This is a genomic window from Flammeovirga sp. SubArs3 (assembly GCF_947387565.1).
Classification (GTDB): Bacteria; Bacteroidota; Bacteroidia; order Cytophagales; family Flammeovirgaceae; genus Flammeovirga; species Flammeovirga agarivorans.
In genome coordinates this window covers 108,056-131,903 of record NZ_CANDOA010000003.1, presented here as the reverse complement: position 1 = coordinate 131,903, position 23,848 = coordinate 108,056, and the positions used below count along the sequence as shown (strand labels likewise).

24 protein-coding genes are annotated in these 23,848 nt (G+C 33.7%); 16 read left to right on the top strand and 8 right to left on the bottom strand.

Annotated elements, in window-relative coordinates:
* Positions 1 to 12 precede the first annotated feature (12 nt).
* From QL232_RS09710 to QL232_RS09700, 3 genes are read left to right on the top strand one after another with little or no spacing between them, the layout of a single operon-like run.
* A complete protein-coding gene (locus QL232_RS09710) occupies positions 13 to 501 on the top strand; it encodes a hypothetical protein (RefSeq protein WP_168882963.1) in 489 nt (162 codons plus the stop codon).
* 48 nt (positions 502 to 549) lie between these two features.
* A complete protein-coding gene (locus QL232_RS09705; RefSeq protein WP_168882962.1) occupies positions 550 to 1,641 on the top strand; it encodes a hypothetical protein in 1,092 nt (363 codons plus the stop codon).
* Positions 1,641 to 2,162 (top strand): NUDIX domain-containing protein, encoded by a 522-nt coding sequence (locus QL232_RS09700; protein WP_281613981.1) that lies wholly within the window; start codon positions 1,641 to 1,643, stop codon positions 2,160 to 2,162. Before QL232_RS09705 ends, QL232_RS09700 begins: the two co-directional genes overlap by 1 nt.
* On the opposite strand, the gene pflA is transcribed toward QL232_RS09700, so the two are convergent.
* The 3 genes from pflA to QL232_RS09685 all read right to left on the bottom strand — a co-directional run bounded on the left by pflA (position 2,159) and on the right by QL232_RS09685 (position 5,080).
* Entirely contained in the window at positions 2,159 to 2,938 is a 780-nt protein-coding gene (gene pflA, locus QL232_RS09695) for a pyruvate formate-lyase-activating protein (protein ID WP_281613980.1), read from the bottom strand. The two genes, QL232_RS09700 and pflA, sit on opposite strands and share 4 nt — an antisense overlap.
* 94 nt (positions 2,939 to 3,032) lie before the next feature.
* Positions 3,033 to 3,833 (bottom strand): ABC transporter substrate-binding protein, encoded by an 801-nt coding sequence (locus tag QL232_RS09690; protein WP_281613979.1) that lies wholly within the window; start codon positions 3,831 to 3,833, stop codon positions 3,033 to 3,035.
* Between the two features lie 5 nt (positions 3,834 to 3,838).
* Positions 3,839 to 5,080, bottom strand: a complete 1,242-nt coding sequence (locus QL232_RS09685; protein ID WP_281613978.1) for an S-adenosylmethionine:tRNA ribosyltransferase-isomerase — start codon at positions 5,078 to 5,080, stop codon at positions 3,839 to 3,841.
* Positions 5,081 to 5,389: 309 nt separating this feature from the next.
* Here QL232_RS09685 and QL232_RS09680 point away from each other — a divergent pair, with 309 nt between their 5' ends.
* Positions 5,390 to 6,427 carry a quinone-dependent dihydroorotate dehydrogenase gene (locus QL232_RS09680; protein ID WP_281613977.1) on the top strand — a complete coding sequence of 346 codons (1,038 nt, stop codon included), beginning with the start codon at positions 5,390 to 5,392 and terminating at the stop codon, positions 6,425 to 6,427.
* 126 nt (positions 6,428 to 6,553) lie between these two features.
* Here the strand turns inward: QL232_RS09680 and QL232_RS09675 are convergent, their stop codons facing one another.
* Positions 6,554 to 8,467: an ATP-dependent DNA helicase RecQ gene (locus QL232_RS09675; protein WP_281613976.1), complete on the bottom strand. Its 1,914-nt coding sequence runs from the start codon at positions 8,465 to 8,467 to the stop codon at positions 6,554 to 6,556.
* Between the two features lie 129 nt (positions 8,468 to 8,596).
* On the opposite strand from QL232_RS09675, the gene pyrE reads away from it, so the two are divergent.
* The 3 genes from pyrE (at position 8,597) to QL232_RS09660 (ending at position 11,485) form a co-directional block, all read left to right on the top strand.
* A complete protein-coding gene (gene pyrE, locus QL232_RS09670) occupies positions 8,597 to 9,232 on the top strand; it encodes an orotate phosphoribosyltransferase (RefSeq protein ID WP_211093289.1) in 636 nt (211 codons plus the stop codon).
* A 184-nt stretch (positions 9,233 to 9,416) separates the two neighbouring features.
* Complete coding sequence (locus QL232_RS09665; RefSeq protein ID WP_281613975.1) at positions 9,417 to 10,784, top strand: hypothetical protein; 1,368 nt, start codon at positions 9,417 to 9,419, stop codon at positions 10,782 to 10,784.
* A gap of 116 nt (positions 10,785 to 10,900) precedes the next feature.
* Entirely contained in the window at positions 10,901 to 11,485 is a 585-nt protein-coding gene (locus QL232_RS09660) for a hypothetical protein (RefSeq protein ID WP_168882954.1), read from the top strand.
* Between the two features lie 36 nt (positions 11,486 to 11,521).
* Here QL232_RS09660 and QL232_RS09655 read toward each other — a convergent pair whose 3' ends face one another.
* Positions 11,522 to 12,217, bottom strand: coding sequence for an SDR family oxidoreductase (locus tag QL232_RS09655; protein ID WP_281613974.1), 696 nt, complete (start codon positions 12,215 to 12,217; stop codon positions 11,522 to 11,524).
* Positions 12,218 to 12,392: 175 nt separating this feature from the next.
* Between QL232_RS09655 and QL232_RS09650 the strand changes: the two genes are divergently transcribed.
* Together QL232_RS09650 and QL232_RS09645 are read left to right on the top strand one after the other, a co-directional pair.
* Positions 12,393 to 12,812 (top strand): hypothetical protein, encoded by a 420-nt coding sequence (locus QL232_RS09650; RefSeq protein WP_281613973.1) that lies wholly within the window; start codon positions 12,393 to 12,395, stop codon positions 12,810 to 12,812.
* 144 nt (positions 12,813 to 12,956) lie between these two features.
* Positions 12,957 to 15,284 (top strand): TonB-dependent receptor, encoded by a 2,328-nt coding sequence (locus QL232_RS09645; RefSeq protein ID WP_281613972.1) that lies wholly within the window; start codon positions 12,957 to 12,959, stop codon positions 15,282 to 15,284.
* A gap of 42 nt (positions 15,285 to 15,326) precedes the next feature.
* Here the strand turns inward: QL232_RS09645 and QL232_RS09640 are convergent, their stop codons facing one another.
* Positions 15,327 to 16,244: a WD40 repeat domain-containing protein gene (locus tag QL232_RS09640; RefSeq protein WP_281613971.1), complete on the bottom strand. Its 918-nt coding sequence runs from the start codon at positions 16,242 to 16,244 to the stop codon at positions 15,327 to 15,329.
* 148 nt (positions 16,245 to 16,392) lie between these two features.
* Here QL232_RS09640 and QL232_RS09635 point away from each other — a divergent pair, with 148 nt between their 5' ends.
* Positions 16,393 to 17,037 (top strand): 4'-phosphopantetheinyl transferase superfamily protein, encoded by a 645-nt coding sequence (locus QL232_RS09635; protein ID WP_281613970.1) that lies wholly within the window; start codon positions 16,393 to 16,395, stop codon positions 17,035 to 17,037.
* A 5-nt stretch (positions 17,038 to 17,042) separates the two neighbouring features.
* On the opposite strand, the gene QL232_RS09630 is transcribed toward QL232_RS09635, so the two are convergent.
* Positions 17,043 to 18,065: a phosphatase domain-containing protein gene (locus QL232_RS09630; protein ID WP_281613969.1), complete on the bottom strand. Its 1,023-nt coding sequence runs from the start codon at positions 18,063 to 18,065 to the stop codon at positions 17,043 to 17,045.
* A gap of 462 nt (positions 18,066 to 18,527) precedes the next feature.
* On the opposite strand from QL232_RS09630, the gene QL232_RS09625 reads away from it, so the two are divergent.
* Together QL232_RS09625 and QL232_RS09620 are read left to right on the top strand one after the other, a co-directional pair.
* Positions 18,528 to 19,664: a DNA polymerase III subunit gamma/tau gene (locus QL232_RS09625; RefSeq protein ID WP_168882947.1), complete on the top strand. Its 1,137-nt coding sequence runs from the start codon at positions 18,528 to 18,530 to the stop codon at positions 19,662 to 19,664.
* Between the two features lie 5 nt (positions 19,665 to 19,669).
* A complete protein-coding gene (locus QL232_RS09620) occupies positions 19,670 to 20,368 on the top strand; it encodes a hypothetical protein (RefSeq protein ID WP_281613968.1) in 699 nt (232 codons plus the stop codon).
* Positions 20,369 to 20,480: 112 nt separating this feature from the next.
* Here the strand turns inward: QL232_RS09620 and QL232_RS09615 are convergent, their stop codons facing one another.
* The gene (locus QL232_RS09615; RefSeq protein ID WP_281613967.1) at positions 20,481 to 20,966 is read right to left on the bottom strand and encodes a glutathione peroxidase; all 486 of its coding nucleotides are present in this window, start codon (positions 20,964 to 20,966) and stop codon (positions 20,481 to 20,483) included.
* Positions 20,967 to 21,283: 317 nt separating this feature from the next.
* Between QL232_RS09615 and QL232_RS09610 the strand changes: the two genes are divergently transcribed.
* From QL232_RS09610 to QL232_RS09595, 4 genes are all read left to right on the top strand, one after another.
* Positions 21,284 to 21,937: a hypothetical protein gene (locus tag QL232_RS09610; protein WP_281613966.1), complete on the top strand. Its 654-nt coding sequence runs from the start codon at positions 21,284 to 21,286 to the stop codon at positions 21,935 to 21,937.
* A gap of 1 nt (position 21,938) precedes the next feature.
* On the top strand, positions 21,939 to 22,310 hold the full coding sequence (locus tag QL232_RS09605) for a hypothetical protein (protein WP_281613965.1): 372 nt from the start codon (positions 21,939 to 21,941) through the stop codon (positions 22,308 to 22,310).
* A gap of 94 nt (positions 22,311 to 22,404) precedes the next feature.
* Positions 22,405 to 22,908, top strand: a complete 504-nt coding sequence (locus tag QL232_RS09600; RefSeq protein WP_168883454.1) for a hypothetical protein — start codon at positions 22,405 to 22,407, stop codon at positions 22,906 to 22,908.
* 77 nt (positions 22,909 to 22,985) lie between these two features.
* Entirely contained in the window at positions 22,986 to 23,816 is an 831-nt protein-coding gene (locus QL232_RS09595) for a hypothetical protein (RefSeq protein WP_168882942.1), read from the top strand.
* The last annotated feature ends 32 nt before the right edge of the window (positions 23,817 to 23,848 follow it).

The following is a 23,848-nucleotide window of genomic DNA, read 5'->3' as shown; positions in this document are numbered from 1 at the left end:
CTAATAAATAAAATGAAACGGTTTATATTTTTTTTATTACTTTTTGGGACCTGTTCTCCACTTTTTGCTCAAAAGTTTTTAGCGGTAGATAACTATGGAAGAAACCGTAAAAAGATCTATGAAGGAGACCAGATTATCTTTAAAATGAAAGGTGAAAAAGCAGTTTACAGAGATGAACTATATGCTTTAAAAGACTCTTCTTTTATCCTTTATAAATCTGGTACAGAAATTCCTTTAAGTGAAGTTGAAGTCATCAAGTTCCCAAGAGTTTTCCCTAGAGTTCTTTTTGGTGGTTTTGGTTTTATTGGTACTGGATTCCTAGTTTCAGGAGCTGTACAAAGAGACAGTGAAAATTCTCACTCAAAAGATATTCAATTAATTCAAGGAGCAGTATTTTGGGCAGCAGCAGCAGCTACAAGACCTTTCTGGTGGAAAAACTACAAACTAGGTAGAAATAGTCAGGCACAAGTTTTGGACATTACTATCCGAAAATTACCTTGATCGTTTATTAAACTATTTGTAAGTTAGATAAAACTTACCATCCCCCTTATGCATAAATTAACGCTTACAATTTCAATATTACTTTTTTCTATTTTATCCATAAGTGTAAAAGCTGAAAAAGATATTAAGATCAATTTCATGACTGAAGCTCAAGGTTTCAGGCTTTTAGAAATTGCTGAGGACTCTTCTATTTTAAAGAAATTAAAAGAAGTAAATGCTGAAATATATGTAGGCATCACTGATTTCTCTACAGAAAGAGTAAAAGCATTAAAAATCTTTGCCAAACATAATATCCAATGTCATGCTTGGCTTCTTTTATCTAAGGGTGAAGGTTATTTTCCAAATGCCCATAATGGAGAATCCTACTTACAAAGATTTGAAAGTTTTAATAACTGGTCTAGAAAGAATGGATTACAATGGAATTCATTAACGGTATCTCAGGCACCTTATAAAACAGATCAACGTATTATTCAAAACGGATCGTTATCAATAATGAAAGTGATCTTAAAACGTTTGATTAGTGGATCTGTCCAACAACAAGGAGATATCAATTACGCAAGATTACGATCAGTTTCACAAAAAGAAGGCTTTGTAACCAACTCTGTGATTACACCATATCAAATTGATGGCAGAGAGGTTAATGTAGATACCTGGAAACAAATTTCTGGTACATTTAATATGCTAAACGATGAGGAATATTTAAGTGTTTTCAATCACTATGAAGAAAATACTGTAAAAACTCTAGCCCAGATCAAAGCTTATCAAAGTGGATTTAAGAATATCATAGTAGGCTCTGCGAATCCTACCAAACCTCTAAGTAATGAAGAGAACCCTAGGCCTTTACAATGGAAAGAGCTGACTCAATATGTCACCTTGGTTCGGCAGTACGACAAAAACCTTGTTATTTATGGTCTTGATGGGGCCATTAAAAATGACATTCTTAAAAATCTATCATTACATCTAACAGATGATAAACTTCCTAATTTAAAAGCTGCCGAAGAAATTATCCGTAAAGAAAGAGAAAATACACAAGCGTTATTCACAATTTTGGCTCATCCGGGTTGGATCGTTTCCTTTTTCCTTGTATTAGCCATCACATTAATGATCGCCTCACTTAGAACACTAAAACTCATTTTTTAATGCATTTAAAAGAGCATATTTCCTATTGTCCAAAGTGTGGTGCTAAGACATTTTCCTTTGATAAAAAACGTTTTGTTTGTTCAAGTTGTCAATTTGACTTATACATTAATGCTTCGGCAGCAGTTGCCGCATTAATTTTAAATGACAATGGAGAGTTACTCTTAGCTAGAAGAAAGTTTGATCCAATGAAAGGAACTTTGGATTTACCAGGCGGCTTTGTTGATGTTCATGAGACTGCTGAAAATGCTATCAAGAGGGAAATAAAGGAAGAATTAAATCTCACAATTACTTCATTAGAATATTTCTGTTCCTTCCCAAACACTTATACATTTAGAGAGAATGATTACTACACTCTAGACCTTACTTTTATTTGTAAGGTAGAATCATTGGATGACCTTAGAGTAAACGATGATGTAAGTGCAGTAGAATTTATTGAAGTAAAAAAAATAGATACAACAGAAATTGGACTTTCATCCATAAAAACTATTGTATCTACTTTTCAGAAAAGCTATAAAAACTAGTTCACATGTACTTCTTTAAAATACTGTGAGAAAATAGCTGTTGCCTTTTCGATATCTTCTTTAGTCGGAGCCTCCACCCCTTCTAAACCGTATTCCATACCCATTGCTTCCCATTTATGGACACCTAGCTTATGGTAAGGTTGTATTTCAATTTTTTCAATCGTGGTAAAATCTTTAAAATGCTGTCCCAATTCATGGAGGTACTCTTCTTGATCAGACCACCCCGGAACTAATACATATCTAATCCACATTGGCTTCCCTTGTTTCTCTCTCATCTCAGCTAATTTAAGTGTCGCTGAATTTGAAACGGTTGTAAGTTTATGGTGCCAATCATCATTGATGTGCTTAACATCTAACATTAATAGATCAGTATATTCTAGTAACTCCTCAACTTCTTTATTTACTAACCTCCCATTAGAGTCAAGACAGGTATGAATCCCCTGTTCTTTTAGTCGCTTAAATAAAGTTAGAATCTTCTTTCTATGAAGTAATGGTTCACCTCCAGAAATGGTAATACCACCATCTTTACCAAAATATGGGCGTTGTCTTAATACCCTTTTTTCAATTTCTTGTAGGGTAATAAACTTACCTCCCTTTACATCAAAAGTATCTGGATTATGACAATACAGACATCTAAACTGACAACCTTGAACAAATACAATAAAACGGATACCTGGTCCATCATGGGTACCAAAAGTCTCTATTGAATGGATACGTAATTGTTCAGGATCTTTATCGTTTAATGCTGTAGCATCTTGTTGAGGAAACATACTCATAATTGATATCTAATTTTTCATTTTCTTAGTATAAAGATATCATTAATCCTCTAAAAAAATCAGAAAATGCCGTTAATAACTCTAGATAACTTTCTTAATTATCTGTGTACTTTTCGATAATTTTTTCAAGGTATGGCAAACCTTCTAAAATAGCAGCAGGCCCAGGTTGGAGCATAAACAATGGATCTATTTCATGAATTTGCTTAGATTGAACAAAAGGGATTTGATCAATATTGGGTCTACCTAATAACTCTTCTTGATCGAACTTACGCCCACACCAACAAAATAAACCTATTTCAGGTGCTTTTGTTACCACTTCTTGGAAGTCATTAATCACTCTATCCTTTGCTGATTGATGCTCACTTAGTTCATCAAAAACATCTTCCCCACCTGCCAAATGAATAAGTTGAGAAACCCATTTTATTCCAGAAATCAATGGAGAATTCCATTCTTCAAAATACACTTTAGGACGACTCTTGAGACGGGCTGTTTTTAATTCTGCAGCCTTCAACATCCTTCTCATCTTATCAAGGTAAATATTGGCTTTATGCTCTACACCAATTACTCTTGCTATTAATGCCAATGTATCAATAATTTCCTCAACGGAACGTTGATTTGTAATCAATGTTGGAATACCTTCTTTTATTAATCTTGCTGCAATATCTGCCTGAAGATCAGAAAAGCCTATCACAAGGTCAGGCTTTGTAGCTAGAATCTTTTGATAATTCGCACCTGTAAACCCACAAACCATTGGTTTTTCCATTTTGGCTTGCTTAGGGCGCTCAGCAAAAGCAGATATTCCTACAATTCGTTCTTGTTCTCCTAACATATAAAGCCATTCGGTCACTTCATCTGTTAAGCAAACTATTCGTTGAGGAAATTTTGATGTGTTCATATTTCTTAATGATTATCTTTATTTCTGAAAAGTAATGAAGAATCTCCATAACTAAGGAAACGATAATCATTGTCTAATGCTGCGTTATATACTTTTCTCCAATCCTCACCAATAAAAGCGGCAATTAGAAGTACTAAAGTGGTTGATGGCAAATGGAAATTGGTTACTAATGCATCAATCACTCTAAACTGATAAGAAGGCATGATAAAAATTGATGTTTCTCCATGGATATTCTCCAATCCCTTCTTTTCCATCAGATTTAATACCGCTTGAAATGCTTCTTTTCTTGTCGGCAAATTATCTGAGGCAGCCATTTTTTCATAAGGCTCTAATTTCTTGATATCAAAAGAAACATCATCTCCTTCTTCAATCAACCTCACCCCATACCAATAAGTACTCTCTAAAGTTCTCATCGAAGTAGTACCAACACATGCAACCTTTTCAGCATTTACTAAAGCTTCAACATTCTCCTTAGTAACAATAATCTGCTCGTTGTGCATATCATGATCTGTCACTTTATCAGAAGTAATTGGCTTAAATGTACCTGCACTAACATGCAATGTCACCTCTTCTTCCTTAATACCTTTATCTGCTAATTGTTGCAACACTTCTTTAGTAAAGTGTAAACCAGCAGTTGGTGCAGCTACAGCTCCTTCATTCTTAGAATATACCGTTTGGTAAGTATCCTTATCTTCTTCAGTAGCTGCTCTTTTTATATATGGAGGCAATGGTGTATTGCCCGCTGCAGATATAATATCTACAAACTTTAATTCTGGTTGATCCCATTCAAAGCGTACATACCTCTTCTCACGATCTTCATGAGAAACTGACAATTTCACTACACCTTTATCGGTTTGTACTGCAGCATCTAATGTTTGCCCTTTCCAACGTTTGAAATTACCAATTGCACATTCCCATACAGTACCGCTTTCTGCTAACATTGCCGCAGAAATATCAGTTGTTGGTGCAACCGGATTCAAAAGGAAGACTTCTATTTGTGCTCCTGTTTCCTTCTTAAAATATAATCTTGCTGGTAATACCTTTGTATTATTAAAAAACAAAGTATACTGATTATCTAACTCTCCAACGATTTCTTTAAAGACCTTGTGTTCGATCTCTCCTTGTTTATAAACCATCAGTTTAGATTCATCTCTAGGAGATTGAGGATGTTTTGCTATACGTTCTGTAGGCAAATCATATTGATAATCATCTAAATCTATATCTGGTAAATTTAAGGTATTACTCATGCTAATTATTCAATGTTATAAATAAGATTGCAAAGGTCGTAAATAGTTTCTTTCGATCAAAAATCAACGAAAAGAACACCCAATTATTAAAACTTGATAACGATATGAATTTCCATATAAAGCTTGTGTAAAGTCTCTATTCAAAAAGACCCACTTCAATAAATTATTTAAAAAGCTCATTTTTAGATAGATACATCACTTTTTTGGAATTACAATTTGAATACTTTTTATCTGATATTTTTTACTTTACCTTTGTGCAGTTTAAATACACCATACGAGGTGTAGTGTGCAATAATTTAATTCGTCAACATGAGTTTCTACAAATCGGTAGTAAGACCGTTCTTGTTTAAGGTTGATCCTGAAAAGATCCACCACTTCACAGTAAATTATTTAAAAACCATGTTCTCACTTCCTATGGCAAAGTCTATTGCGAAAGGAATGTACAAAGTGAGTGATCCAAAATTGGAAAGAGAAGTATTTGGTATCAAATTTCCTTCTCCTGTTGGATTGGCAGCTGGTTTCGACAAGGATGCAAAAATGATTGACGAGTTTGAGTGTTTTGGTTTTGGTTTCATTGAAATTGGAACACTAACACCTGTATCTCAACCGGGTAATGACAAGCCTAGAATTTTCAGACTTCCTCCAGATCAAGGACTTATCAATAGAATGGGTTTCAACAACGAAGGTGTTGAAGCTGCAGTTGAGCGTCTGAAAAACAGAAAATCAAAAGTAATTGTTGGTGGTAACATTGGTAAAAATAAAGTTACCCCAAATGAAGAAGCTGTTTCTGATTATGAAAAAGGATTCCATGCTCTTTTTGATCATGTAGACTATTTTACAGTAAATATCTCTTCTCCAAATACTCCAAATCTAAGAGCTTTACAAGATAAAGAACCATTAAAAGCTTTATTAGGAAGATTAAAGGAATTGAATTCTCAGAAGTCAAACCCTAAACCTATCCTATTAAAAATTGCTCCAGATTTAACAAATGAGCAATTGGATGATATCCTTGAGGTAGTTCAAGAAACTAAAATTGATGGTGTTATTGCCACAAATACAACAATTAGTAGAGATGGTTTATCAACTCCAAAATCTACTGTTGAAAACATCGGTATGGGAGGATTATCTGGTAAACCTGTAAAAGACAGATCTACAGAAGTGATCAAATATTTATTTGAAAAATCGGGTAATACCCTTGATATCATCGGTGTTGGTGGTATACATTCTGCAGAAGATGCTTTAGAAAAAATTGAAGCTGGTGCAAAATTAGTCCAAGTCTATACAGGCTTTATTTATGAAGGACCTGCACTAGTAAAAAGTATAAACAAGGCACTCATTAACAAATAATTTTTAAAAAACTTCAATCTTTTTGTAACCATATTAACAGTCATTCGTTATTATAATTAGAAAGATTGTTGTAGTTAATGAAATTGTCGAGGAGAGAGCACCTAAATATTTGGGTGCTTTCTTTTTTTATAAACAACTGATTTTCTTTTCGTTATTCCATTTCAACTTTCCTCTTTCAAACAATTCGCTCAATGTATTTGTAAAACCAGACAAGTCTACAGGCATTAAAACATTTTCCAATTCATGTAATGATAAAGGCTCTTCTTTAATTACATCAAGAATAGACTTTTCCATATTTTCTACTTTCTCCTCCCACACTTGTGCTTTCTTCTTTGCTAAGCAGTTATCACAAATTCCACAGTTTTCCCCTTCATAATCTCCAAAGTATTCTCTTATACTAATACTCCTACATTTCTTCTTATTATCGATAAAATGAATCATGGCTTTTGCCCTTGAAAAATCCTGTTGTTTTCGCTGAGACAGTAATTTTCTATCTATTGGTAACCTTTCTGGTAAATGTCTAGGTAAGACAAAAGTGATTTGTGGTTTATCTTTTTTAGGTTGATAGTTTATTAAATCAAGTTTATGTAATTCTTGAAGGTAAAAGGTGACTTTATCTAATGGAATACCATTCGTCATTGCAATATCCTTCTCATCAATTTTCACAAAAGAGTTATATAATTCTCCACCATACATTCGCAATACTCCTTTCATCAGTAACTCGTGATGAGGATGGCGAATTAAGTAAGCGTAGAAGTCTTCTGCTGAAACTTTAATCATGATCGTCGGATCATGAAAAACACTTTCATTGAATAGGATAATACCTTGTTCTTCAAGCCTTTTTAATGCATAGTAAGTTTCTTGTGGTGGCAGTTCATATTTCTGAATAAAAGGCTTCAAATAGAAATCAAAAGAAGACATTTCTCCACTTCCTACTGCTAATCGATAGAGGTTTCCTAAATGTTGATATACTTTTCTTAAAAATTTATCATTTGGGTGTCTTTGTTCTACCCATTCTAAAATTCTTCTTTTTTGGTCATTTCGAACTAAAAGTACTGCATAAGCTTTTTCACCGTCTCTTCCCGCTCTTCCGGCTTCTTGATAATATGCTTCCAAGTTCTCCGGAGAGCCCATATTCACTACCAAACGGACATCTGATTTATCGATACCCATACCAAATGCATTAGTCGCTACAATTACTCTTGTATGCCCATTAATCCAAGAATTCTGTTTCACTTCTCTTTGTTCAGTGAGCAAGCCACCATGGTAAAAGTCAGCATTAATGTTATTACTTAACAGCAATTGCGTCACTTCTTTTGCCATTTTCCTAGTTCTGACATAAACAATAGCACTCCCTTCAACCCCTCTTAAAACTTTGAGAAGTTTTACTTGCATATCTTCTTCATGAAAAACAGAAAAAGATAAATTTGGGCGATTAAAGCTTCCTCTAAAAAAGTTATATTTCTCACTGAACTGAAGGTGTTCTATGATATCTTTTTGTGCTTTTTCTGTAGCAGTTGCCGTGAGTGCCATACAAGACACATCTTTTAATTGCTCTCTTAACTCTCCAATTTTTAAATATTGAGGTCTAAAATCATGTCCCCATTGTGAAATACAATGAGCTTCATCCACAACAAGAAGACCTATTTTCATTCGAGGAATTCTATCTAAAAATATCTTCGTTCTTAACCTTTCTGGAGAGACATAAAGAAACTTAACACTCCCTTGTACAACATTCTCAAGAAGAATATCAATTTCTCTTTTATTTAAACCTGAATAAAGAGCCTTCGCAGGGATTCCTCTTTTATTTAATTGTTCAACTTGATCTTTCATCAAGGCAATTAGAGGAGTAATCACAATACATACTCCTTTCCTTGCAATTCCAGGAACTTGAAAACAAATCGACTTTCCTCCTCCTGTTGGTAGAAGTGCCAAAGTGTCTTTTCCTAAGTATGCACTACTGATTATTTCTTCTTGTAAAGGTCTAAATTCATTATACCCCCAAAATTTATTTAATATCTGTAAGAAGCCCTCTCTCATGAAATGTTGACAATTATTTTATCAGAAATCAAATATCAAAATTTATTTTATCAAATGATATCTTATTTTTGCAAAGATTTAATGGGATATCGTTCCTACACTTCTAAATTTTCACTTTAGTACAAGAGAATGGAAAACACAATTGCAAAAAAAGTAGCATCACTTTTATTGGAAATCAACGCGATCAAAATCCGTCCAAATGATCCTTTCACATGGGCATCAGGTTGGAAATCGCCAATTTATTGTGACAATAGACTGTCTTTGTCATATCCACAAGCAAGAACTTATATCAAACATGCTCTTTGTGCTAAAATCCAAGAGCAGTTCTCTGATGCTGAAGCTATTGTTGGTGTAGCAACAGCGGGTATCCCTCAAGGTGCATTGATTGCTGATGCATTAGGTCTTCCTTTCGCTTATGTACGTTCTAAGCCTAAAGGACATGGGATGACAAATATGATTGAAGGTGAATTAAAAGAAGGTGCCAAGGTTGTGGTTATTGAAGATTTGATTTCTACAGGTGGATCTTCATTAAAAGCAGCAGCAGCATTACAAGAAGCTGGTATTGAAGTTTTAGGTATGGCTGCCATCTTTACTTATGGTTTTGATTTATCTGTCAACAACTTTAAGGAAGCAGGTATTCCTTTAGTTACTCTTTCTAATTACGATGCAATGTTGGAATTAGCTTTAGAGCAAGACTACATTCAATCTGAAGATATTGATTCATTAAAATCATGGAGAGTTTCTCCTTCAGAGTGGGGAAAATAATTCTCTTTTGATTAAGAAGATAAAATAAAGGAGAGTCAATTGTACTCTCCTTTTTTTGGATCTTATGAAAAACTTTTTTTCTTAGTAACAGCAGCTTCCTTACAAACGACAAACCTTACACCAACTCTTGTCTGGAAGAAATTGCAGGGAACAATTAAAGTGTTTTCTAAGTTAATTTCTTACAATGTATTATGATATAACATTTGGTATTGTTTCTCCTAATGATGATGAACTAACGCCAGTTGAAATAGATAGACTTTTAGCTCAAGGTTATTTTAGACATAACCTGAATATGGCTTCTTACGAAATGATGTACTTTGATGATAAAATGCAAGGAGTACTTCCTCTTCGTTGTGAGGTTCAATCAGATATGTTCTCAAAATCACAGAGAAAAAAGATCAATCAATCTCTAAGAAAGTTTCAGGTAGAGATTACTCCTCTAAATATTACAGAGGAGCATGAAACCCTATATTCAGAATACAGAAAAGAACGTTTTGATGAAGAGAACAAATCCCTTCTACAATACTTTGGGGTGGATGATGAGGAAGATTTAGGTCTACTTCCTTTTGAAACTATGCAAATAAGCTTCTATCAAGATAATAAATTGATAGCTGCTAGTTATTTTGATGTAGGTGAACAGTCTATTGCCAGTTTAATGGCCATGTATGACCATAACTTTAAACAAGAAGGTTTAGGGTTTATTTCTATGCTTTTAGAAATGAAATGGGCATTAGAAAGTAAAAAAGATTGGTACTATCCAGGATATACATTAGACCAACCTTCTTGCTTTGATTACAAGCTAAGACTCCCTAATGTTCAGGCTTTTAACTGGAAAAAAGAATGGGAAGATTGGAAAAATATTGATCTTAAATTAACTAAAAGATACAAAACCTTACACGCTCTTGAGGATATTGTTGAAGACATTAATAAAACCTGCTTAGTAAAAGGACATGTCGCTGAAGAACAGAATTTCTTTACTAGCATGTGGCATGATATGTTTGACTTTACTCAAGCTGTCGAAGCACCAATATATGGCTCTTTCCCAATTGGCCAATATCATCAAATGGTTGTGATTTATGACCCAGTGCAAGACCAATTTGTAGTGAAGCCTCATATTTTTAAAATGGAATCTGGTCTTACCAAAGAAATTACTACCAGAGACCCAGAAGAAATAAGTACTTTAATAAATGCGTACTTCACATATCTACAGATTATTGATGTGCGAATTACTCAAGCAATCGATGACTTCCAAGAAGTTTTGAATAACTCGAATCTAGAGTTTGATACTGTTGAAGTAATGGGTAACGCGTCTAGACATCCAAATTATAAGTGGTTATCCCTTAAAAACGGTAATATCCATTGGATGATCATGACTTTCTGGGATAATGACAGAAGACAATTCTTCTACCACCCACTTACCTTCAAATACCACCAAAAAAGATGGGTTTCTCCATTTGGATTATGTACAGCAGAAGTTGCTCTTTTAAAGATCAGCAGTTACATAGAAACGAAAGAAGAAGATTGGGAGGATTTATTATCTGAAACAGAATAGATCATTTTCGACTTTTATCCTATTTCAAAAGGAAAATTGTCGTTCAAAAAAGAAATAAAGTAACTGTGCTTTATATTTGTTTATTAAAAAAAACTAAGTATTCCAATCCCGCTTATATGAGTGTTCAAGATAATTACCAATTTTTAGAACATGTCGCTGATACTACACAGACAAACAATTTTACCTTTGATAATTGGCAGCAATTAAATTCGCATACAATTATATCAATGGCTAGAAAGTTTTTGGTCAATAATTCTATTGCAGTTCGAAAGATTCCACTAAAAACGATTTATGCCTTTATTACAGATAGTGGCTTGGAAAGTATACCAAAGCAACAACAACGTTGGGCCATACTATTCGCCAATGCAGTCACTTTCGACAATCCCTGTAACCAACACCTTACTTTAGTTAAAATTTTAAGAGACGCTTCATTAGAAGAAGTTGAAATTCTCCATTATTTAAAGAAGGTTTCATTTATAGAGTATGAAACCTCAAGGATTTGGATCAAAACTAAAGGTATTGAACAATGGGCTCACAAAGCATTAAACTGCTCAGGAATTGATATAGAAATAATTTTGGAGAATTTATTGATGAAACGTCTAGTAGAAACTTCAAAAAGCGGTGAAGAAATAAGAATAGCTCCTTTGGGAATGCATTTCATATTAGAATGTGAAACCCCATATGGATTAAAGCATAGTTAAAAAAGGATGACTGTCGTTTGCAGTCATCCTTTTTTATTAGATATCTCCTAATTGTGGTCGGACAATTAAGTCTTCTACACAAGCACTATCAGATAATTTATAAGCTGAGAAAACCAAGTCTGCAATATCTTTCGATTTCATAAACCTATCTTCTGGAAGGTCTACCCCTGCCCAACTTGCTGTATAGGTTGCACCTGGCATCACAGAAGTAACTTTAATATTGTGAGGTTTCATTTCCTCTCTTAAACATTTAGAAAAACCTAGCATCGCATGTTTAGAGATAGCGTAAGAACCTCCGTTTGTATACGCCATAAAAGAAGCGACGGAAGCAATATTAAAGATATAACCATGTTTCTTCTCGATCATATCACCAATTAATCCTCTTGTGATATAATAAGTCGAATACATATTGGTTTGCATCATCACCTCAAATGCTCCTTCCTCTTCGTCATGAATAGAACCTGGTACAAACACTCCTGCATTATTGACAAGAACCTCTACAGTTTCATCAATATCTTTAACAAACTTGATAAAAGAAGTGCACTCCTCTTTTTTGGAAACGTCAGCTGAGAAAGTATATACTTTTACTCCGTATTTCTCTTCAACTTCAGACTTCACCTGTGCTAAAGCATCAAGATTACGAGCACAAACAACAATATTTTTTTTATCCTCGGCGAATTTATCAATTATAGCTCTACCTATACCTTTAGAGCCACCAGTGACTACGATCATATTTTATTATGGTATTAAATGATTTCTGCTAATATATTATTTTTTCTCTCCAAGAACTATGAAAACAAAGCCTAATTAAATTAAATAAGTTAGAAGTCAAGGTATTATGTAAACGCATTTTTGTACCTTTGTGTATCAAAACTGAAACAACGTAACAAAAAATATTACCTAATCTATGAAACATCTATTTTCAATCCTTGCACTCCTTTTTGTGTGGTGCACTGCATTGGGTCAGGATAATGATCAGAATGCAAACCTTTCTGAAAGTTTAAGTACTTTTAGAGTAAAAACAGCAGTTATCCTAGAAGATGCATTTAAAACAAATGCTACTGAGCAAAGCTACAAAATGATGAATCAGTTACAATTCGATGAAGGTGTACTGTTCAGCAATATCAGTAGAGCAAATTTCAAGGATATAGTGAGTGACATTCAAGATCTTTTTGAAAATAGACAAGGAGTAAATTTCAAAAATCTGCAAATCAATAGTATTCAAACTAATAGTGATGGATCAACAATCACTACAGAAACCATTAAAGAGAAAGTTTTCTTATTGGATAATATCATTGATATCTATATCAATAAATTCCATAAGTAATTCGGAATGAAAGTCCTCTAATCTTCATCGGTTAGAGGACTTTTTTTATTAATCTAAATCTCCTTCTCCATTGACTTTCGTTACCTTTTATTTACAATTACTTTGATTTACTTTGTGCTAAACAAAATCTAATTTTTTAGCAATATGGTATTTTTCAAACGTTGGTCAAGAAAAAGCTATGGAGCCTTTAAAACACTAAGTAAGGAGGTTAAAATATGTATTCTTGATATCGACTTTCAAAGAAAAGCTCCTATTGTAGACAATACATCAATTCATTATCATAGAACTTATGATGATTCGCTTGACGATGATCCGCTACTATTGGAGTTAATTGAAGATATCGATGAAGAAGAATCAGGTAATCGGTTTTTTAAAAGATTACGATCACCCATTCATTCATTATTGACTCTTCCATTGTATACTATTCCCAGTTTGTTCATTTCACAGGGAAAACACTATTCTAATCGCTTACAAACTTATATTCCTATTCTATTTAAGATGAAAATCTCTACTACTTTAATGACAACACTTTTCTGTCTGTTGTCGTCTTTTCTGTATGCACAAAACTCGGTAAAGGACTCTACCGAAATGTCTGAATATTATTTAGAAGAAGTTACGGTAAACTCTGGCCGTGTTCCTCAAGTATATTCAGATCAAGCAAGAATAATCACTTTTATTGATGCCGAAAGTATCCAAGAAATGCCAGTTCAAAGCTTTGACCAGGTCTTAGGTTACGTCGCAGGTGTGGACATGAGATCTAGAGGTCCTCTGGGTGTCCAAGGTGATGTCAATATTAGAGGTGGTTCTTTTGATCAATCACTGATTTTATTAAATGGCCTAAATATGAACAACCCTCAAACAGGACATTTGAATTTATTCTTACCTGTTGATTTGGAAGCTGCTTATGCTGTAGAAGTATTGGAAGGCCCCGCATCGAGAGTCTTTGGTGCAAATGCATTTACTGGTGCTGTTAATGTACAGACAAAACCGTTAGATAAAAATAACCTATATGCCCATATGATGTTTGGGGATTATGGTTTACAAAAATATACTGGTCGCGTTAACCTTTCTACCGAAAAAACAAGACATCTAGTTACTGGATCATACAAAAAGAGTGATGGTTATATTGACAATACAGACTTTGAAGATGTAACATTTTTCTACCATGGCAGCTATGATGTAAAAGGTGGTACATTCGATCTTACTGCAGGTATGTCAGATAAAGGATTCGGAGCCAATTCATTTTATACTCCTGCCTATCCCAATCAATACGAAAGAAACAAATTGTATCACGGTTCATTGAAATTCACCAATAATGGTGATATCAAGATTAGTCCAACTATTTATTGGAACAGAACTTATGATAGATACGAACTATTTAGAGATAACCCTGCAGAGTGGTACACACACCATAATTACCATCAAATGGATGCTGCTGGAGTTAATGTCAACTCTATCATTCCTTCAAAATTTGGTAAGACTTCAATTGGTTTTGATGCAAGATATGAGGGAATCAAAAGTAATGTATTAGGTGAAGAACTGAATAACCCTATTCCAATTAATGGAGTAGACAATACGGCGTATACTCATGGAAAAGAACGATTTAATTATTCATTATTCCTTGAGCATAATATCGTTTTAGGAAAATTCACTGCTTCTGCTGGCCTAATGTTTAATTACAATACACAACTTGCAGAATCTAGCGATGGATTTGATGTTTTCCCAGGTGCAGACATCTCTTACCAGTTGTCTAACTCAGTTCGTCTATTCGGTACTGTAAATACAGCTATGAGAATCCCAACGTATACAGATTTATATTATGCAGGACCTACCAATATTGGTAATGACTCACTTAAAGAAGAAAGAGCTGTTACTTATGAAATTGGTTCAAAAATCGACAAAAAAGGATTTAGTGGTAGTGTCTCGGCTTTCAGAAGATATGGTTCTAATATCATTGATTGGGTAAGAACAGATCCAAACGAGCCTTGGCAAGCACAAAACTTAACAAGTTTAACTACTACGGGTATTACTGCGAATGCTGCATTGGACTTCAGAACTCTATTGCATGAAGAAGCCTTCTTAAAGAACATTAGAATGTCTTATATCTGGATGACTGCAGACCAGAGTGCTCCTGACAGCTTGGCTTCAAATTATGTTTTAGATCAACTGAATCATAAACTTACTTTTGGATTACAACATGGATTATTTATCAAGAACCTAAAAGCTGATTGGCAACTTGTTTACCAAGATAGAAATGGTTCTTATACTGTTTATGATCCAAATGGTGACGGCTATGAACAAGCATATGATCCATTTACAACCGTAGACCTTCGTATTAGCTATGATTATAAAATGATGTATTTCTACGCAGAAGCATCTAACATATTCGATGTTCAGTACCATGACATTGGAAACATCCCACAACCAGGAAGATGGTTTAGAGCGGGTGTACGAATGAACTTAGATCTATAAAATAAAAAAGAGCGTTAAAGATAATTTTAACGCTCTTTCTTTTTATAAACCATCGATTGTCCAAGCAGAGGCGGAATGATCATCTGAAACGGAAATGACTGTATTTTCTCCAATCCAGGCCAATCTATTTACCGAAGTACCATGGCCAGCATGTCTTGCTTTATCAATTACTTTTAAAAGTCGGAAATCTTCCGTTCGCCAAACTTTTATAGATTTATCCTTACTACATGTCACAAAATATCTACCATCCTTTCTAAAAACGATATCATTAATTGTGTACATATGAGCGACGATATCATGTTGAGTTTCTATGAAACCATCTAAGTTCCATACTCTCAGGTGAGCATCTCTACTACCACTTAATAAAAACTGATGATCTGGAGATACTGTAAGGCTAAACACTGAGTTTTCGTGACCAATAAGCTCTCTTACTTCATCACAATTTTCAATATTATATCCTCGTATTGTTGCATCGCTTGATCCTGCCCAAAAAATTCTTCTAGAAGGGTCTATGGCTAATGACCGAACAGACTCTTCAGACACTTTTACTTTGGCTCTTACATTCCAAGAGTGTAAAGAAACGATATAAACCCAACCATCACCTGTTCCTACAAAGACATCATCTTCTAATCTCTTGATAGCAAAAACAGCTTTATCTGTTAGTTTTAAAGAGCGTATTTCCTTTCCGCTTTTTAAATCAATATGATGAATACCATCTGTATTTTGACCAATGATTAACTGGTTCTCCTCTATTAGAGGACACATTGAATATACGGTGTTGGGTACCTTAGCAATCATTTTCCCTTGATCAGGGTTTTTGATATCCCATTCTACCACAAATCCATCAGCACCTGCAGTATAAAATATACCATTATCATTAAAATGTACTACACTGTACAGTCCATCTTTATGACCACCAAATTGAGCTAGTTTATTTACTTCTAATACTTGTCTTTGCATCTCCTAAAAATTTGTTACAACAAAGATGAGAATAAAAATGAAATTGTAATCAATGCTCCCCTTAAAAAAACATTCTCTATTATGATCCATTCATTCAATCCTCTTTGGAATTTTATGTAGGAAAAATAATCTCAAGTATATTTGCAGTATGGGTTGTATCAGATTTGAAAAAGTTAGTGACCATATATTTTGGGTACTTTGGGAGATCAAAGAAACCGAAACGGAACTCTTAGATTTAGCGAAAGAGGAGGCTAGCACTTTTGCACATATTAAAAATGACAAAGTCAGAAGACAAAGTATTTCTGGAAGAGCAGCCCTTACCCATTTGCTTGGTCAACTGGACCTTGAGTTCCATGGAATTCATAAAAATGAAAATGGAAAACCATTTCTAGTCAATTCCGAATATTCCATTTCTATCTCGCATTCTCGACATTTTGCATGTGCCATGATATCCTTAATTCCTAAAGATTTTATAGGTATCGATATCGAAATGGTCACTCCAAAGGTGCTAAGATTGATTTCAAGATTTGCCAACCCTGATGAGCTGAAGTTTGCTCAATCAACCATTGATGGAAATCCACAGAATGCGACAGTTATATGGACATTAAAGGAAGCTGCCTATAAAGCTTTTGGACAACTAAACATTGAATTTAAATCCCAGATCAAAAGTCTATTTGGATTAAATAATGAAATTGAAGGTATTGAAATCAATACTGTACAAGGTAAAGCACATCAATACTCAAGTAAAATTTATTTACATGAAGACTTTGTTGTCTCAATCACTTATCAATAATTTCTTTATAATCGAGTGAGTTGTTTTACTACTCTTCTATTGTACCATCTCTTTTCTATTCTTATTGCTTCTTTAGGGTCATGAAAGATATGGAAAGGTATATTCATCCTTTTCAATTGTTCTTTAATTTGAAGCATCTCAGCATCCCTTTTTCCTTTTGAAACATCTCTAATCATTACACCGGATATATTCTGAGGATAAAGTTTAGCAACTTCTTCGTAAGTATAAGGGTCTTTTTGTCCACTATCTCCTATTAATAAAAACTTATGAGACGGGAATTTTTCTATTAAATATGATATCCTATTGATCTTATGAATATTTTTCTTTTGTTCCGTACCTTCCGTCCTATTGCTTAATAAAAAGTCTCTCCAATTTTTATGATACCTCAGGTAAATAGGCCCCAATGGAAACTTCCTGGTTTCAAGAAATAACTTTATGATCCAATATAGATTCATTTCACTATTAGATACATAAAAAAAGCCTGCTCCTTGGTTTTTCATTTCCCTATAAAACTTACTCATCTCTGAAACCTCTTTCCTTTTGAAAGCATGCCTTACCAAAGTTTGAGGGATTCTTTTCAAGAAAGAAGTGGCATGGGTGATCAATACTGTATCATCTACATCTGAAATCACCATGTACTTTGTATTGGAAATATTGTGAACAGATTCTTTAGTGATACTTGGTACTTTTATCTCTTCTTTATAAGATTTATCGAAATAAAACTTTAAGTATTTATCTAATTCCTGGTCTGTGTAATCGTTTATTAGGTCATACTCTACCCTAAAAAAACCATTCTCATCTAAATTTACGTCAAAAGATTCTTCTCTTATCCTTCCGTAAATTTTTTGTTCTTGGTTATGATTATGTCTGTATAATTTCCATAACCTTGAAACATGTCGTCTGAAGCTCTCTGGCTTTTTAGAGAGATCCAATAATCCTGTTCGGAAGTTTAGCAACTGACCTTCAATAGATAAGTGTTTCTGAACTTTAAATCCAACTAAAGGCAATAAGATTTTTGTTTTGCTCAAGGTATTCTGATTGTAATGTAGACCGGAATTTATCTTGAAAATAGTGTATAAAAAAAAAGATCGCAACATTTTTAGAATGTGCGATCTGTTTAGTTGAAAGTTTGTCTTATATATTCAGTATAGTAAAATGTTTGTTATTTTGTTATTAGTTGGAAGGTTGTAAGATAACTCAGTTTACTATTCGTATTTTCGATATCAGATTGTCAATTTACTTGTTCAGTTCATTCTAGTGAAAAGAACCGATCGTTATGATACAAATTTACAAATATTTTTTATCATTTCTAAATTCATCATATAAGTTATAAGAAAAGTACTATTAAATAAGGATTTAAAGTATTGTCACATAACAAATTCATCAAATTGTTATACTTGATTTGCAAATAAATATTGGTTCAACTGTTTCAAACGATCTCATTTTTTTTAACTTTGCTATGGATTTTATTGAAACGATAAGTAGAGTACATGGATAATTTTGTTGTTTCGGCACGTAAGTACCGTCCGAATACATTCCAAACCGTTGTTGGTCAAGAGCATATCACAAACACATTAAAAAATGCTGTGATGAGTAATCATCTTGCACAAGCATTTCTTTTTTGTGGACCTCGAGGTGTAGGTAAAACAACAAATGCAAGAATCTTAGCAAAAACCATTAACTGTGATAACTTAACAGAATCTGGTGATCCTTGTAACGAATGTGCTTCATGTACAAGTTTTAATCAAAACTCTTCTTTAAATATTGTTGAGCTGGATGCTGCATCTAATAACTCTGTGGAGGATATTAGGAACTTAATCGAGCAAGTACGCTATGCCCCTCAACCTGGCAAAAAGAAGGTGTATATTATTGATGAGGTACACATGTTATCCACTGCAGCCTTCAATGCTTTCCTTAAAACATTAGAAGAGCCGCCTAGCTACGCCATTTTTATTTTGGCAACGACTGAAAAACATAAAATCCTCCCTACAATTTTATCAAGATGTCAGATTTTCGATTTCAATAGAATTGGCATCAAAGATATTGTTAAGCAATTACAGAATATTGCTGATCAAGAAGGTATCAAAACAGACGAAGACGCTCTTCACCTGATCGCTCAAAAGGCAGATGGTGGTATGAGAGATGCACTTTCTATGTTTGATATGATCGGTACATTCTCCAATAATAAACATGTAGATTATCAAACCACTGTTGAAAATTTACATATCCTTGATTATGACTATTATTTCAAGTTAACTGATTACCTAAATAAAGGAGAAGCTTCTCAGGCACTACTTTTATTTGATGAAATTCTAAGAAAAGGATTTGATGGTCATAACTTTATCAATGGTCTTTGTGAGCACTTTAGAAACATTCTTGTTTGTAAAGATGAAGTAACAATTGAGCTTTTAGATGTTTCCGATAATGTAAAACAACGCTACAGCCTACAAGCAAAAGAGGTTCCTCAGTCTTTTATCATGACTGCTCTTAATCTTGGAAGTGAATGTGATGTTAAATACAAGGAAAGTAAAAACCAAAGACTACATGTTGAATTAGCACTTATGAAGATGTCTCACATCAACAGAGCTATTCAACTTGCTCAAATTGAAATAAAAAAAAAAGACTAGCTGAGTTGCGGGCTAAGCAAGCTAAACTTGCTAAAAAAACTCCCGAAAAAGCCACTACTTCAACTCAGCCTAAATCTATGGTGGCCCATCTCGAACAAGAGAAAAATAAAATACAGGTTCAGCAAACAACTCAAATATCTGGCAATTTAGAACAGCTTAAAAGTGTCCTATCTAAACAAGCTAAAGATATTAAGGCTGCAGAACAACCTGCTGTTGCTATGCCTACTGCTTCTGCAACTCAAGGGGCAATGCCACCACCTCCTCCTGCTTATGGAAGAGCGACCTCAAACAAAAAGCAAGAGTCTACTTTAAAAACAGGTAAAACCTTTACGTTAGAACAAGCTCAAAAGGTTTGGAAATCTTTTGCTGATCGTTACAGAACAAACGGTAAAAGTAAATTTGCTTCAATTCTGTTGGATGAATCTGAAATCTCTTTAGATAGTCAGATGAATGTTTTAGTGCACATTACAAATAGCTTGCAAAGTGAACATCTAAATATTGTTCGTTCAGAATTGCTTAGACAATTAAGAACGGATCTTCAAAATGATAATATTGAGATTTCTACTAAACTAGTTCAAGTTCAAGAAAGTGTGGACGGAGAACCTAAAAAGCTTTATAACAGTCAAGATAAATTGGCATATCTACAGAATAAATTCCCTTCTCTAAAAACATTACAACAAAAGCTTGGGCTTGAATTGGATTAGTTGACTAATTCCTTCTCACCTTCTTAATATCTATCTGAATATTCTATCTATAAACAGAAAACCCAGCATAAATAAATTACACTGGGTCTTCATAAAATAGGAATAGATTTTTCTAAGCAGTTAATGCTTTTTCAATATCCTTTTTAATACTTTCTGGTTTGGTCGTTGGAGAATACCTCTTCAATGGTTTACCATCTTTACCAATTAAGAATTTAGTGAAATTCCATTTAATAGCATTCACCAATGTACCCGGCAATACATCTTTTAGGTATTTATAAATAGGGTGAGCATCTCCACCATTAACATCAATCTTTTTGAACAATGGGAAAGTTACTCCATGGTTTAAACGACAAGCTGATACCATCTCATCATTCGATAAGGGCTCCTGACCAGCAAATTGATTGCATGGAAAACCTAAAACAATAAACTCTTTGTCTTTAAATTCTTGATATAGATTTTCTAAACCATCAAACTGTGGAGTTAGTCCGCATTGAGTTGCAGTGTTGACAATCAACACAACTTTTCCTTCAAAATCAGACATGGAGATTTCTTCTCCTTGTGGGTTTTCAGCTGTATAATTATAAAATTGAGCGCTCATTATATTTTGATTATTTATAAGTGAATAAATATTCACATCAAATGTAAGTATTGAAGTTTCAAAAGAAAAACATAATACACACAAAATTGTTTGAGAAATTTTATTATTAGGTTATATGAATTTAAAATCCGTCTTTTTAAGTCTTAATTTTTGTAAATCATGATTATTTATATTCCGTTATTAGCTAATATGCTTAAATTGAAAAAAATTTATATTTAATATAATCAACGTTTATCTTGATCTATTTCTAACTTCAACTTCTTACAATATATCTAGATGATGTGGTTGGCGATGGTGAACAAAAAACAATTTCTAAAATGAACAAAACATCAATTATCACTGCCCTATTGATGGCTGTAGTTATGTCTGTTTCTTTTACTGGCTGTAAAAGTCAAAAGAAAATTGCTGCAGAAAAGGCGCAACAAGAATTATTAGCAAAAACACAAAAAGCAGTAGCTGATATGGAAGCTATGGCTAGCAAAGAGTATACTTCATTGGACGAATTGGCTGCTGACGAAGCTCGTTTGAATGAAATTAAATCATATAATTTAGAAGATGCTACAGCAAAAGATTTAATTGCTAAAACTGAAGCTCATTTAGCTTCATCGCGTAAAGCATTAGAAGAAAAATTAGCTGCTGAACAAAAAGCCAAAGAAGAAGCGGCACAAGCTAAGGCTCAAGAAGCTCAAAAAAGAGATATTTACTACTTGATGGACAATATTACTGGAGCTGGTAATACACAAGAAGCTAACTTGATGATTACTGAGGCTATGGCTTTATTTGCGTCTCCTGATGTACCTGTACTTATCGAAATTTATAACGACGGTGATATCGTTGATTACGACAGACCGACTACAGCTCAGAAATATCTTGACAAATTAAAAGATGTTCAAGGTAAACCAAACAAAATCAAAGAATTCAAGAAAGACGCCAACGGCAAAATCACTGAATTAATCTTGACTAAACAATAAGATGTCTTTTAATAAGCTTTGTATAACACTCCTGTTCGTTTTTACTTGTTCTTTCTCATTTGCTCAGAATACTGCCAAAGAAGTAACAGCAAACAAGTTAAATGAGATTATTCAAGATCTTACCGACCGTAAAACACCTAGTGCTGAAATTGGAAGGTTGATTGATTATGCTTCATCCCTTTTTTCACCTAAAGCAAAAATCGAAATCGATTATATAGGTAATAGAGGTGATGACAGGGAGTATTCTCCTCGTAAGTACTTTTACAGATTAAGTAAAATGGGAGATAATGCGATAGTGATCAAAGCAAAAGACATTTATGGATTTGACACCAAAGGTCGAATCATTGGTTTAACCATTACAGAAACTTATTGATATTATGAAAAGCATTAAAAATTTAAGCATATTATTTTTCTGTCTTATTGGGCTTCAGGTATTTGCTCAAGACGCTCCAAAGGAAGAACCACCAATGCCTCCTGCTCGTAAGGCTGCAATTGACTCATTGGCTTTAGAGAAAGTACATGATTTAAGTAAATATATTAGCAAAATTGGTGATAAAGAGACTTCATTCTCTGAAGCAAACAGAGTAATTGAGCGTGCTTTAGAACTATTTGTTGAAGATGCTCAAATGGGTGTTTCCACTTTAGGAAAAAAACAAATTAGATATTTTGACATCAAGAAATATTTAGAGCGTTTAAATAAATTAAACTATAAGTCTGTAAATATTGAGTGGTTTGATATTCAATATATCTCAGATTTAGAAAAACAACCTGATGGTAGATATGTCGGTGTAATTACTATTTACCAAAAATTTACGGGTGTAACTGAAGACGGTATGGTTTACAAAGACATCACAAAGAAAGACATTACTGTGTATGTTGAGCGTAAAACTACTCAAATCGGTGGTAGAGAAATCGGATTCTGGGATGTATTGTTAGGAGACATCAGAGTATCTGAAACAAAGAAAGGTTAATCAAAATCTTATTAAATGGCTTAATTGGTACGATATTATCAACAAATACTCGTATCAATTGAGCTTATTTTTTATTAATGAGGAAGTTAATATACATTATTATCGCTTTGGTCTATGTTGGCAATTTTGATGCTAACGGACAGACCATTGGAAATTACAAAGGAGATGAATCTAAGTTATATGCTGAAACAAAGCAATTCACTCAGTTCATCAAAAGATTCAATAATGAGGAGGATGTAAACGGGCAACCTTACCCTACCGGATCTTATAAGTTTAGAGAGCCCACGCAACGAAAGAAATATCTTGAAATTTTGTTCGATGGTCAGAACCAAAGCATCACTAGAAAGATGAAAAATGATTTCATTGATGATGTGACGAACAAAAAATCACCCAAGTTTATTGAAAAACACCAAGGAGGCTATTTTGCTGAAGTGGAATCACGTTTTTTATACAAAGGTAAAAACACAAATATCACATTGTACTTAAAGCTTCAACCTGACAGCTTAGGTTATAAGTGGGCCTTATTTGATTGCTACTCTAACCAAATCCAAGGCTTATTTGCCAACAATTCTGATAAAAAGAACTTCTTACATCCTATGTCTCATGAAATCGATTTCATGAATTTACATCGAGCATTTAGAGACACTGATGAGCTAGAAGATTATGCTACAAACGAACATGAGGTAGATTACTTGTCTATCCTGTTCTTCTTAATAAAGTCTGGAGACCTTACTTTTGTGACGGTTTCTAATGTAAAATTCCATGTCTTACAAATAGAAGGTTGGTACTTCTCTGTAGAACAATTCGAAAGAGATTCTTATAACTCAGGCTGGATGATTTCCAATCTGATGCCTTTAAAACCTGAAGACAAGGAAGTTTGGTATAACTACATTTTACACAAACAATAATACTTTGTGTTTGTAGTTATAGAAAAGTAAAT